This is a genomic window from Alphaproteobacteria bacterium (assembly GCA_041396705.1).
In the GTDB taxonomy this organism is placed as follows: domain Bacteria; phylum Pseudomonadota; class Alphaproteobacteria; order CALKHQ01; family CALKHQ01; genus CALKHQ01.
Map to the genome: position 1 here is coordinate 271,444 of JAWKYB010000004.1, position 12,612 is coordinate 284,055.

A 12,612-nucleotide genomic window follows, 5' to 3' on the forward strand; every position below is an offset into this window, starting at 1 on the left:
GTCGCCTACTCGGCGGCCTGCGCGCGCCGCACGCCGGTCGGCTCGGCCAGCCGGTTGCGGGTCAGCTGGCTGTCGTAGTAGGGCGCGAAGCAGGGCCGGTCGACATAGACGCCGTGTCCCTGCTCGGCGCGCAGGTCGCCGCGCGCATAGGTGACCCGGCCCCGGCTCAGCGTGTAGGCCGGGTTGCCGGTCACGGTCATGCCCTCATAGATGTTGAAGTCGATGTTCTGCCGGTGTTCGTCCTTCGAGATCGTGCGCGAGGCGTCCGGGTCCCACACCACGATGTCGGCATCGGCGCCGACGGCGAGCGAGCCCTTCTTCGGGTAGATGTTGAAGATCTGGGCGGCGTTGGTCGAGGTCACCTTGACGAACTCCGACGGCGTCAGCTTGCCGGAGCGCACGCCGTGGTGCCACAGCACCGCCATGCGGTCCTGCACGCCCGAGGTGCCGTTCGGGATCTTGCGGAAGTCGTCGATGCCGGCCCGCTTCTGCGGCGTGCAGAAGCAGCAGTGGTCGGTCGCGGTGGTCTGCAGCATGCCTGCCTGCAGGCCCCGCCACAGCGCCGCCTGGTGCTCCTTCGGCCGGAACGGCGGGCTCATCACATAGTGCGCCGCCTTGTCCCAGTCGGGATTCCGGTACACCGAATCGTCGATCACCAGGTGCTGCGCCAGCACCTCGCCGAACACGCGCTGGCCCTCCAGCCGGGCGCGGGTGATCGCCTCGAGCGCGTCGATGCACGAGGTGTGGACGACATAGAGCGGCACGCCCAGAACCTCGGCGATGCGGATCGCCCGGTTGGCGGCCTCGCCCTCGACCTCGGGCGGGCGCGACAGCGGGTGGCCCTCCGGGCCGGTGATGCCGCGGTCGTAGATATCCTGCTGCAGGCGGAAGACCAGCTCGCCGTTCTCGGCATGGACGGTGCAGATGGCGCCGAGATCGCGGGCCCGGGTGAACGAGTTCACCAGCGTCTCGTCGTCGCACATGATCGCGTTCTTGTACGCCATGAAGTGCTTGAAGCTGTTGACCCCCCAGTCGCGGGTCAGCGTGCCCATGTCCTCGTGCACGCTGTCGTCCCACCAGGTCACTGCAACGTGGAAGGAATAGTCGCTGCAGGCCTTGTTGGCCCAGTCGCGCCATTGGCGATAGGCGTCCATCAGCTTCTGCTGCGGCGCGGGAATGACGAAGTCGATGATCGAGGTGGTGCCGCCCGCCATGGCCGCGGCGGTGCCGGTGTAGAAATCTTCCGACGCCACCGTCCCCATGAATGGAAGCTGCATGTGGGTGTGCGGGTCGATGCCGCCCGGCATCACGTAGCAGCCGCCGGCGTCGATGACCTCGGCGCCTGCAGGCGCATCCAGGTCGGTACCGACCGCCTGGATGACATCGTTGTCGACCAGGATGTCGGCCTGGCGGCTTTCGTCGCCGGTGGTGACCAGCCCGCCGCGGATCAGCACGGACATTTCGGCACTCCCCCAAGGATCAGCGTGCGGCGCGGTGCGCGCCCTCGGGGACATGATTGGCCCGGCCGGCCGAATGGTCAACCTTGGACGGTTGGGCGCGCGCGTGGCGGTCGCGACGCGTCGGACCGGGTCAGGCGATCTTGGTGTAGCCGCGCTCGATGATACGGTGCAGCGCCTCGAAGGCGTCGCGGATCTCGTCATAGGCCGCGCGCGCATGGCGCAGCTCGTCGATGGCGGCCACGCTGGGGGCGCCTTCGGCCTCCGCCAGCTTCAGCGCCTTGGCCAGGTAGCTGCCGCGCAGCTCGGCGACCCGCACGGCCATCCGGGTCATGGTCTCGCGGTTGAACCCGGGCAGCTTGCGGCGCAGCACCTCCTGGTTGGCGGACATGATGATGGCGTCGAGCTCCTGCTGGAACTGCAGCAGGGCATGACGCTTGTCGCGGTCGAGTTCCTCGCTGCTCAGCAGGCGGTCGACCTTCCGCGTCTCAACCATCCCGTTGTATCGGCTCATCGTGCTTGCTCCGCCGGGTCGGACTCCCGACCTCCGCCGGAATGGTGGCACGCCTTGCTTAACGAGCGCTTAGCGCAGGCGGGCTACCTGCCGGTCGCTTGCGCGCTAGCGCGCGCTCGGTAACGCAACGGCAAGGAGTCGCGATGCATACCATTGCAGGCCGGTTCGGTCAGGTCAGCAAAAAGGCACAGGTCAAATGTGAATAGGACGCGGCCGGTATTCACATCCAAAAATTGCATGTACTGATTGTAAGAGTTTGTGCATGCCATTGTAGTGTCATGCCGGACCAGTACCGCGCAGTAATGGATTGATTTCCTCATATTTACCATTCCTTAGTCTGGCGACCCCTAGCGTTCAGCGTGTGCTAGGCGCCCGCTGTGCACGCACCGAATTTCAACCACCGGAAGACGGCGACAGCCGCACGAGAACAACCTTGATTGGCTGTCCGTCCCGTAAGGTCGGGCCAGCGACCGATTAGGACTTCGACTGATGGCGATGCCGCAGCACAAGGAATCGGCAAATGACCAGGCCGATGAAGATGCTCCCGACCTGCTGGTCGACCGTTCGGATGATGTAAAAGGCGCAGCGTCCGTCGAGCTTCTCCTCGTCGACGACGACGAAACGGAATATCTGCTTGTCCGTCGCTATCTGGACGAGGTCTCGGCCGGTCGTTACAGCGTCACGTGGGTCCGTTCGGCGCAGGCTGCCCTGGCCGCGCTGGACGCGTCCGCTTTCGATGTCTGCCTGGTCGACTACCACCTGACCGATGCGGACGGCCTGTCGGTGGTGCGTTCGGCCCACTCGGCCGGCCATCGCGTGCCCTTCATCCTGGCGACCGGCCGGGTCGACGGCGAGGTCGACGATGCCGCGATCCGGGCCGGGGTGATGGACCTGCTGGTCAAGGGCGAGATGACGCCGACCAGCCTGGACCGCTGCATCCGCTATTGCATGGAGATCAGCCAGAAGCAGAGCCGGCTGGAGAAGCTGACTTATGTCGACGAGCTGACCGACCTGCCGAACCGGCGCCGGTTCGGCGAACTGCTGGCCGACGCCAGCATCCGCGCCAAGCTGACCGGGACGCCGCTTGGCCTGATCATCGTCGACATCGACGACTTCCGCGAGATCAACACCTCCGCCGGCTATGACGTCGGCGATGCGCTGCTGCGCCGCTTCGGCAAGCGTCTGGCCGCCTGCGTGGCGCCGACCGACACCCTCGCGCGCATCGGCGGCAACACTTTCGGCATCATCGTCGGCCAGCCACGCAGCGCGGACTTCATGCAGCTGACCGCGGAGCGGATGCTGCGTTCGATCGACGAACAGGTCTACATCCGGGGCTATCCGCTGCGCGCCACCTGCTCGATCGGCGTCGACTATTTCGAGCCGGGGGTGCGCGAGCCGGCGCTGTTCATCAACGCCGAAGCGGCGATGTACGACGCCAAGAGCCGGCGCCGCGGCAGCTATCAGCTGTTCAACGACCAGTTGCGCCTGCAGATCGAGCGGCGTGTGGCGATCGCGCGCGACCTGCGCATCGCGCTGGACCAGGACCAGCTCAGCATGGCGTTCCAGCCGATCGTCGACGCCCAGACCCACGCGGTGGTCGGCTACGAGGCGCTGGTCCGCTGGCGCCGCCCCGACGGCAGCTTCGTGTCGCCGGGCGACTTCATCCCGGTTGCCGAGGACACCGGCTTCATCGTCAAGCTGGGCGAGTGGGTGCTGCACAAGTCCGCCGCCTTCGCGGCGAAACGCCGCGCCGAAGGCCGGCCAAGCCGCATCCACGTGAACATCTCGGCCAAGCAGCTGCGCGAGCGGCTGTTCCCCGAGCTGGTCGACGAGGCGCTGGAGCTCAACAACGCGGTCAAGTCCGACATCGTGCTGGAAGTGACCGAATCGGTGCTGATGGACGACTTCGACGCCTGCATCGAGACGCTCGACGCACTGCACGAATCCGGCCTGCACATCGCCATCGACGATTTCGGCACCGGGCACTCGTCGCTGTCCTACATCCAGCGCATCCCGGTCGATTCGATCAAGATCGACCGCTCCTTTGTCGCCGACATGATGACCAATCCGACATCGGCCAAGATCGTGCTGATCGTCATCAATCTCGCCCACGCACTCGGCGTCAGCGTCGTTGCCGAGGGCGTCGAGACCGAGGAGCAGGCGCAGCGGCTGACCAAGCTCGGCTGCAGCGAGCTGCAGGGCTACTATTTCGGCCGGCCGGAGATCCTGCCGGTGGTCTGCTCGCGCGACGCCTGAGCCCCCGCGCCTGGCGGCGCGGGTGCTACACCAGTTCGGCGTCGACCGCGACCTCGACCAGGGCCGGGCCGTCGACCGCCAGCGCCTCCGCGATGGCCTCGTCGAGCTCGTCGCCGCGCGATACCTTGCGGCCGTGGCCGCCGCACAGCCGGGCGAAGGCGGCGAAGCCGGGATTGTGCAGGCCGGTCTGCCAGACCGGCCACTTGCCCGCCCGCTGTTCCTTCGAGATCTTGCCGAGCTCGTTGTTGTTCAGCAGCACGTGGGTGATGTTCATCCCGTATTTCACCGCCGTGGTGAACTCGGCCATGTACTGGCCGAAGCCGCCGTCTCCGCTGATCGAGATCACCTTGCGGCCGGCCAGCGCCGGGAAGTCGCGGGTCGCGGCCCAGGCGCCCATCGCCGCCGGGAAGCCGAAGCCGATCGAACCCAGATAGCCCGACATCAGCACCGCCTGGCCGCGGCATTCGAAATAGCGGCCGAAGCTGTAGGTGTTGTTGCCGACATCGACCGCGATCACCGCATCGTGCGGCGCCTGGCGGCCGAGCGCCGCGAACAGCGCGGCCGCGCTGAGGCCGTTGCCGCGGTCGTCGGCGACCCGGCTTTCCTTCTCCGCGCGCCACGTCGCCCATCGTTCGGCCAGTTCGGCGACCTGGTCGGTGGCGGCACGCGAAGCCGGCAGCCGCTGGCGCAGGGCCCGCGCGGTGACGCCGACCTCGCCCCACACCGGCACCGCCACCGGATGGAACTTGCCCAGCTGCATGCGCTCGTAGTCGACCTGGACGATCGGCTTGGAGGGCTCGATGCCGGTATGGTTGGAGAATGACGTGCCGAAGGCAACCAGCAGGTCGGCCTCGTTCATGAACCAGCTGGCGACCGGCGTGCCGGAGCGGCCGAGCACGCCGCCGGCAAGCCGGTGATTGTCGGCGATCTGGCCCTTGGCCTTGAAGGTCGTCAGCACGGGGGCGTTCAGCGCTTCGGCCAGCGCGACAATGTCGGCCATGGCGTGGCGGGCGCCGAAGCCGACCACGATGACCGGTCGCTTTGCCGCGGCGACCCGCTCCAGCGCCGCCGCCAGCGCCGCCTCCGACGGCATGATCGCGTCGTCGCCGACGCGGCCGGCAGGACCGCCCGGCTTGCGGCCGTCGGCCGCCTTCAGAGTCTGGACGTCGTCCGGAAAGATCAGGTGGGCGACGTCACGCTCGACCACGGCGTTCTTGCAGGCCAGCGTCATCAGCTCGGCATGGTTCGAGCTGTGCAGCACGGTCTGGCTGAACCGCGCGACCGGCGCGAAGGCCGAGGCCAGGTCGATCTCCTGGAACGCGCCGGGGCCGAACACCTGCACGTTGACCTGGCCGGTCAGCGCCAGCACCGGGGCACGGTCGACCTTGGCGTCCCACAGGCCGGTCAGCAGGTTGGTGGCGCCCGGACCGGCGATGGCCAGGCATGCGGCCGGGCTGTTGGCCAGCTTGGCATAGCCGGAGCAGGCGAAGGCGGCGGCGCCCTCGTGGCGCACGCCGATGAAGCCGAGTTCGCCATCGGCCTCGCGCCGGCGCAGCGCGTCGGCCAGGCCCAGGTTGGAATGGCCGACCATGCCGAACACGCGCTTCACGCCCCAGGCGACCATGGTGCGCGCCATCAGGTCGGTCACCGTCTCGGCATGCGCGGGTTCCGCGTCCAGGCCGACATAGATGCCGTCGTCGCGGACCTCGACCGGATAGGTGCGCTGGCCGCTGTCCTCGTGCCCGCCCGGCGGCTGGCCGGTCAGCGGGTCGAAGTCCCAGCCGTGCCACGGGCAGCGCAGCCAGCACTTGCCCTCGACCCCCGGCTCGATCGAGCCTTCGCCGAGCGGGCCGCCCTGGTGCGGGCACCGGTTGTCCATGGCGGCATAGCGGCCCTGGAAGCGGGTCAGGGCGACCGTGACCCCGCCGGCCGTCGCCGATTTCACCCGACCCTCGGGCAGTTCGTCCGGTCCGGCGACCCTGTGCCAGGTCAGCGCCTGTTCAGCCATGTCCCATCCGTCTCCCTGTCGCTGCCGCGCGGCCGGCGGCCCGGCAATCGGCTTGGCCCAGGTTCGGCCAGAGCGCCATCCCGGTTCAAGTCGATATGCGAAAGCGTGAACGGGCGAGGCCGGCGATGAATTTGCGCCCCGCCGAAATGCGGCTAAGCTTGCGTGTCGGCCCGGCCCGGCATCTCTTTTGCGAATCGCCCTCGACGCCCAGGGGACATGGCAACCGCGCAGACCCTCATCGCGATCGCCGGCTGGTATGGCTGGATCGGACTCGGCGTCGCCGCCGCGTTCATCCTGTTCGGCCTCAGCCGCATCGATCCGGCTGCCCACGGCAGCTACCTGTTCCGCGTGCTGCTGGTGCCCGGGATCGTTCTGCTGTGGCCGCTGGTGCTGTGGCGCTGGGCGGCGCGCGCATTCGGCGGAGTCGGCTGATGCGGCGCGCCCATCGCGCGGCGCACGCCCGGCTGTGGGTCGTGCTGGCCGTCGCCATTCCGCTGGGGCTTGCGCTCGCCCTGCTGCTGTCCGGTCCGGTGCCGACCGACCCCGCAATCGATTCGATCCGCGCCGCGGCTTCGGGGGAGTAGGCCGGTGTCCGTCGCCTATCGGCCGGTGCAGTGGAACCGCAACAAGGTGGTTTACGACCTGGTGCTGATCGTCTGCGTGATCGGCTACATCCTGGCCTACACCCAGCTGGCGCCACTGTGGCGCACCGCCGAGCGGCCGATCGATACCGCCATCGTGCGCATGCGCGCCTATGGCAGCTGCGCCTTCCTGATGATGACGGTCATCCTCAGCATCGGCCCGCTGGCCCGGCTCGACCGCCGCTTCCTGCCGGTGCTGTACAACCGCCGCCATTTCGGCGTGCTGACCGCGGTGGTTGCCGGCGCCCATCTCAGTGCGGTGCTGGGCTGGTACCACAGTTTCGCGCCGGTCGATCCCTGGGTCTCGCTGCTGTCCAGCAACACGGCCTACGATTCATTCGCCGGCTTCCCGTTCGAGATGCTGGGGCTGTTCGCCTTCGCCGTGCTGCTGGTGATGGCCGCCACCAGCCACGATTTCTGGCTCGCCTTCCTCGGTCCGCCGGTGTGGAAGGCGCTGCACATGCTGCTGTATCTCGCCTACGCCGCGGTGGTGATGCATGTGGCGCTGGGCGCCTGGCAGGGCCGGCCCAGCCTGTTCGAATATGCGATGGTGATCGCCAGCGTCGCCGTGGTGATCCCGCTGCATCTGGCGGCCGGCCTGCGCGAACGCCGCGCCGACCGCGACGACGCGCGGCGCGAGACCGGCGACGGCTGGCTGCCCGTCGCCGCGGTGGCGAACGCGCCGGCCGACGGGCGCGCGCTGACCGTCGCGCTGCCCGGCGGCGAGCGGGTGGCGGTGTTCCGCGACGGCGCCCGGCTGGGCGCGATCAGCAACCTGTGCGCCCACCAGAACGGGCCGCTGGGCGAGGGCCGTATCCTCGACGGCTGCGTGACCTGCCCGTGGCACGGCTTCCAGTACAGGCTGGAGGACGGCTGCGCGCCGGCGCCCTTCACCGAGAAGCTGTCGACCTATCGCCTGCGCATCCGCAACGGCGTGATCGAGATCGATCCGCGCGCCCTGCCGCCGGGCACGCTGGTGCCGCTGCCCACCCTGGAAGGCGCGGGCGGATGAGCGGCGATACCGCCCGCACCGCGTTCTTCGTCGGCTATCTGTGCATGCCGGGCCGGCTGGCGCTGTTCCTGTGGCTGCTGCTGCCGCTGCTGCTGGGCGGCGTTGGCGGTGCCGCACTGGCACTGGCGATCGGCAACGCCGATCCGGGCGACGGCGGCCGGCTGCCCGGCCGGATCACCCTGACCGGCGTGGTCCAGCTCGACCCCTATCCGATGCTGCGCCTGCCGCCCGATGCCGACCACGACAGGCCCTGGGCGGTGCTGATGGTCACCGCCGGCAAGAACGGGGCGCAGGGCAGGCTTGCCGGGCTCGACGGCGAGACCGTCGCGATCACCGGCAGCCTCTACGAGCGCGGCGGCCAGCTGCTGTTCGAGATCCGCGCCAGCCAGGACGCGATCGTCGAGGTCGACCGGACCGCGGGCTATCGGCCGGGCGCGGCGCGCCCGCTGGGCAATCAGCGCCTGGTCGGCGAGATCGTCGACCCGAAATGCCATCTCGGCTCGATGCGCCCCGGCGAGGGCAAGCCGCACATGATGTGCGGCAATCGCTGCCTGCTGGGCGGCATCCCGCCGACCCTGGCCGTGCACAGCCCGGACGGGACGCTGACGATGGTGCTGCTGGTCGGCGCGGACGGCGCCCCGGCGCTGGATGCGTTCCTCGACTGGACGTCGCTGCCGGTGGCGCTGTCGGGCGCGATGTTCGCGCTCGACGACATGCTGGTGATGCACGTCGCCGCCGACGGCATCGAGGGCCTCTGAGCCATGCGCGGGCTGGGCGCGGCGATCGATGCGGCGGCGATGGCGGTCGTCGGTGCGCTGATCTGGTTCGGCTGGTCGGCGGTGATGGACTATCTGCCGATCGGCCTCGCCGACGATATCGACGCGGTGATCGGCTGGTTCGGCACCGCGCCGGAAGGCGGCGCCACGCGGGCGGCGCTGCGCTGGCTGGGCGACATCGAGTGGCTGATCGCGGCGGTGCTTGTCGTGCTGCTGCTGTGGGCGGCGGAGAAGCTGGTCGGCTGGGCCCGCGCCCGCCTCGTGCCGGCGCATTGACGCCGATGCCGGAACAACGAAAGGGAGAGGGGATGAACAGGATCGCCGTCGCGCTATGGGCGGAGCTCAAGGATCGCGAGCCGACCTATGCCCTGGTCGCCGATGTCGACCTGGTCGTCACCCGCTATGACGACAAGGTTTCGGTGCTGTACGGGCGCTGCCTGCATCGCGGCGCGCTGCTGGCCGACGGCTCCGTGCGCGGCGAGAACCTGATCTGCGGCCTGCACGACTGGGACTACCGGCTCGACACCGGCGTCAGCGAATACAACAACCACGAGGTGCTGGCCCGCTTCGCCAACTGGATCGAGGACGGGCAGGTGTGGGTCGACGAGGACGAGATCGCTACCTGGGCCGAGGCGCACCCGCAGCCGTTCGACCGCGCCGGCTATCTCGGCCTCTATGCCGACGTGCATGGCGCGCCGGAGGAGCCGCACGTCAAGCTGATCCAGGGCTATGCCCGCAGCGGCCTGAAGAAGACCGGGCACCATGGGGTGGTCGATGCGATGGGCGTCGCCCGCCAGCAGCTGCCGAGCTGGGACGACATCCAGTTCGTCACCGCCCAGCTGCACCGTGCGCCGCTGCTTGACGACGAGCCGGTCGGTTCCGACGTCACCATCGGGCCGAATGCGCAACGGCCGCTGCGGCTGGATATCCCGATCTTCGTGTCGGACATGAGCTTCGGCGCGTTGTCGGAACCGGCCAAGGTGGCGCTGGCCAAGGGCGCCGACCTGGCCGGCACCGGCATCTGCTCCGGCGAGGGCGGCATGCTGCCGGAAGAGCAGGCGGCGAACCGGCGCTATTTCTACGAGCTCGCCTCGGCCCGCTTCGGCTTCTCGATGGACAAGGTCAAGCGCTGCCAGGCCTTCCACTTCAAGGGCGGCCAGGCCGCCAAGACCGGCACCGGCGGCCACCTGCCGGGCGCGAAGGTGGTCGGCAAGATCGCCGCGGTACGCAACCTGCCGGTCGGGGAATCGGCGGTCTCGCCGGCCCGCTTCCCGGACTGGACCGAGCCGGCGCAGTTCAGGGCCTTTGCCGACGAGGTGCGCGACGCCACCGGCGGCATCCCGATCGGCTTCAAGCTGTCGGCGCAACACATCGAGAAGGACATCGACGCGGCGCTGGCAGTCGGGGTCGACTACATCATCCTCGACGGGCGCGGCGGCGGCACCGGTGCGGCGCCGACCCTGTTCCGCGACAACATCTCGGTGCCGACTATCCCGGCGCTGGCCCGTGCGCGCCGCCATCTCGACCGGCTCGACCGCAGCGACGTGACCCTGGTCATAACCGGCGGGCTCCGGACGCCGGCCGACTTCGCCAAGGCGCTGGCGCTCGGCGCCGACGCCGTCGCGGTATCGAATGCCGCGCTGCAGGCGATCGGCTGCCTGGGCATGCGCGCCTGCCACACCAACAACTGCCCGGTCGGCATCGCCACCCAGAAGCCGCACCTGGTCGCCCGGCAGGACGTCGAGACGTCGGCGGCCCGGCTGGCGCGCTTCCTGGAGGCGGCGACCGAGCTGATGAAGATCCTGGCCCGGGCCTGCGGGCACCGTCATCTCAGCCAGTTCGCGGCCGACGACCTGACCACCTGGAAACGCGAGATGGCCGACCTCGCCGGCATCGCCTACGGCGGCGTCGGCGCGCCCTAGGAATCGGCGCGGCCGGGTCTACAGGCCGAGATCGCGCTCCCAGAACACGCGTTTCGGGTGTTGCGGGTCGTAGCGCACGCGGATCGTCTGGCCTTCCGCGATGTCGGCCAGGCGTGCGCGCTTGCTCAGCATCGTCATCGCCTCGTGTTCCGTGCCGGCGGCGTCGGCATAGCGGAACCGCAGGTGATTGGCCCCGCTGGCGGTGACCACGGCAAACACGGTCGCATCCGTCTGGACGCCGCGGGCGATCGCCGCGGCGGCGCGCGAGGCCTTGCGGGCGACCAGCCAGGCGAAGAGGGCGCCGCCCAGCAACAGCACCGCGCCGAAGATCCCGGCGTAGAGGGCATTCTCGTTGACCGCGCCAGGCTCGATCTCGTTCAGGTCCGGGTCGTCGGCCAGATAGCGCACGGGCACGGTGTCGCCGACCGCGACGCCATCGAAGAAATCGCGCGAGACGTCGCGCGTGCCGTAGTGCAACGCGCCGCCGCCGACCGGGAAGTGGTAGCGCAGCTCGTAGTCGGTGCGCCGGTTCGAGCTGTTGGTGCCGGTCCGGCGCTCGACCTCGCGCTTGCCGATGATCGTGGCCTCGGCGGCGACGCCTTCGTCGTCGAGCCGCGCCGCGTCGTCGGCGATGGTCAGGCTGACGAAGACGATGCCGATGCCGAGGGCGAGGGGTATGGCCGCGATCCAGCCGCGGTAGCGCATGAACAGTCCGAGCATCCGGGATTCCGTCGACGAGGTGGCGGGCCGGCACAGTGCCGGCGGCAGGGGCGTGCGTCCACCCTCAACCGAATTCTCCGATACATTCTTCTTGTAATGAGACGATAGTCTCATTATGTAGACACCATCGCAGCCCTGGTCATGGAAGGAACCCGATCGTGGCCCTGTCGCAGGAAGAGATGGACAACAGGATCGACGCGCATTTCGGCTTCGAGGCGCGGGACGATGTGGACGGCGTGCTGGCGACGCTGTCGCCGGATGTGGAGCACGACATCGTCGGGTGGCCCGGCGGTCCGACCCGCGGCCGCGAGGGCGCACGGCCGTTCTACGACACGCTGTTCGCCGACCTCGCCGACGGCAAGGTGACCTGCGTCAAGCGGCTCTATGGCACGGATTTCCTGGTCGACGAATCGGTATGGCAGGGCAGCGCGCCGGGCCGGCCATTCGGGCTGGAGGGCCGCGGACGCCCGCTGCAGTTCCGCCTGCTGCATGTGATCGAGTTCGCGCCGTCCGGCGACATCAGCCGCGAGAACGTCTGGATCGACATGGCGGCCGTGCTGCAGCAGCTCGCTCAGGACTGAGATGGCGGAGGCGGCCCGCACCGGGCGCTGGCGCCAGCGCCGGCGCACCCGGAAGGATCTGCTGCAGGCGGCTGCGCTGCTGCTGGCACGCGGCGAAACGCCGAGCCTGGAGGCGGTGGCGGCGGAGGCCCAGGTTTCCCGCGCCACCGCCTACCGCTATTTCCCCAGCGTCGAGGCTCTGCTGGTCGAGGCGGCGTTCGACGTGGCCTCGCCGGAGGCGCAGGCGGTGTTTGCCGACGGCCCTGCGCGGGATCCGGTCGGCCGCCTGGAGCGGGTGGACGACGCCTTCGACGCGATGATCGCGGCCAACGAGGTGCCGCTGCGGCTGATGCTGGCCAATGCGCTGGAGCGGCGCGCCAAGGAGGGCGACGCCGCGATGCCGGTGCGCCAGGACCGGCGCACGCCGCTGATCGAGGCGGCGCTCGCACCGGCCGGCGACGCGCTGCGGGCCGAAGAGCTGGAGATGCTGACGGCCGCGCTGGCGCTGGTGATCGGCACCGAGGCGATGATCGTGTGCCGCGACGTGCTGCAGCTCGACGACGACAAGGCGCGCCAGGTCAAGCGCTGGGCGATCCGGGCGCTGGTGGCGGCCGCGCGCGACGAACCCGGCTGCCGCTCACGCTGACGCGATCAGCCTCCGCTTGAAGTCCGGCGGCCGCATCGGCGATGCTGCGGGCCCGTGGCGGCCTCGGCAACGCCCCGGCACGCCGCAACCCAAGGGCCCA

The 12,612-nt window shown here is 69.5% G+C and carries 13 protein-coding genes; 9 read left to right on the forward strand and 4 right to left on the reverse strand.

The features are described from left to right. Positions 1–5: 5 nt before the first annotated feature. Complete coding sequence (gene hydA / locus R3F55_07365) at positions 6–1,460, reverse strand: dihydropyrimidinase (GenBank protein MEZ5667238.1); 1,455 nt, start codon at positions 1,458–1,460, stop codon at positions 6–8. Between the two features lie 130 nt (positions 1,461–1,590). Then, positions 1,591–1,971 carry a hypothetical protein gene (locus tag R3F55_07370; GenBank protein ID MEZ5667239.1) on the reverse strand — a complete coding sequence of 127 codons (381 nt, stop codon included), beginning with the start codon at positions 1,969–1,971 and terminating at the stop codon, positions 1,591–1,593. Between the two features lie 489 nt (positions 1,972–2,460). On the opposite strand from R3F55_07370, the gene R3F55_07375 reads away from it, so the two are divergent. After that, complete coding sequence (locus tag R3F55_07375) at positions 2,461–4,227, forward strand: GGDEF domain-containing response regulator (protein MEZ5667240.1); 1,767 nt, start codon at positions 2,461–2,463, stop codon at positions 4,225–4,227. A gap of 25 nt (positions 4,228–4,252) precedes the next feature. Here R3F55_07375 and R3F55_07380 read toward each other — a convergent pair whose 3' ends face one another. Beyond that, complete coding sequence (locus tag R3F55_07380) at positions 4,253–6,235, reverse strand: thiamine pyrophosphate-binding protein (GenBank protein MEZ5667241.1); 1,983 nt, start codon at positions 6,233–6,235, stop codon at positions 4,253–4,255. A gap of 216 nt (positions 6,236–6,451) precedes the next feature. Here R3F55_07380 and R3F55_07385 point away from each other — a divergent pair, with 216 nt between their 5' ends. The 6 genes from R3F55_07385 to R3F55_07410 are packed head-to-tail and all read left to right on the forward strand — an operon-like array spanning position 6,452 to position 10,586. Beyond that, positions 6,452–6,667 carry a hypothetical protein gene (locus R3F55_07385; GenBank protein MEZ5667242.1) on the forward strand — a complete coding sequence of 72 codons (216 nt, stop codon included), beginning with the start codon at positions 6,452–6,454 and terminating at the stop codon, positions 6,665–6,667. Then, entirely contained in the window at positions 6,667–6,819 is a 153-nt protein-coding gene (locus R3F55_07390) for a hypothetical protein (GenBank protein MEZ5667243.1), read from the forward strand. Before R3F55_07385 ends, R3F55_07390 begins: the two co-directional genes overlap by 1 nt. A gap of 4 nt (positions 6,820–6,823) precedes the next feature. Further along, on the forward strand, positions 6,824–7,888 hold the full coding sequence (locus tag R3F55_07395) for a ferric reductase-like transmembrane domain-containing protein (GenBank protein ID MEZ5667244.1): 1,065 nt from the start codon (positions 6,824–6,826) through the stop codon (positions 7,886–7,888). Continuing rightward, on the forward strand, positions 7,885–8,646 hold the full coding sequence (locus R3F55_07400; protein MEZ5667245.1) for a hypothetical protein: 762 nt from the start codon (positions 7,885–7,887) through the stop codon (positions 8,644–8,646). The genes R3F55_07395 and R3F55_07400 overlap by 4 nt, the downstream gene beginning before the upstream one ends. A 3-nt stretch (positions 8,647–8,649) precedes the next feature. After that, positions 8,650–8,940 carry a hypothetical protein gene (locus R3F55_07405; protein ID MEZ5667246.1) on the forward strand — a complete coding sequence of 97 codons (291 nt, stop codon included), beginning with the start codon at positions 8,650–8,652 and terminating at the stop codon, positions 8,938–8,940. A gap of 32 nt (positions 8,941–8,972) precedes the next feature. Continuing rightward, complete coding sequence (locus R3F55_07410) at positions 8,973–10,586, forward strand: glutamate synthase-related protein (protein MEZ5667247.1); 1,614 nt, start codon at positions 8,973–8,975, stop codon at positions 10,584–10,586. Between the two features lie 18 nt (positions 10,587–10,604). Here the strand turns inward: R3F55_07410 and R3F55_07415 are convergent, their stop codons facing one another. Then, positions 10,605–11,306, reverse strand: coding sequence for a DUF3592 domain-containing protein (locus R3F55_07415; protein ID MEZ5667248.1), 702 nt, complete (start codon positions 11,304–11,306; stop codon positions 10,605–10,607). A gap of 158 nt (positions 11,307–11,464) precedes the next feature. On the opposite strand from R3F55_07415, the gene R3F55_07420 reads away from it, so the two are divergent. Continuing rightward, positions 11,465–11,887, forward strand: coding sequence for an ester cyclase (locus R3F55_07420; GenBank protein ID MEZ5667249.1), 423 nt, complete (start codon positions 11,465–11,467; stop codon positions 11,885–11,887). Position 11,888: 1 nt separating this feature from the next. Beyond that, the gene (locus R3F55_07425; GenBank protein MEZ5667250.1) at positions 11,889–12,512 is read left to right on the forward strand and encodes a TetR family transcriptional regulator; all 624 of its coding nucleotides are present in this window, start codon (positions 11,889–11,891) and stop codon (positions 12,510–12,512) included. Positions 12,513–12,612: the final 100 nt, after the last annotated feature.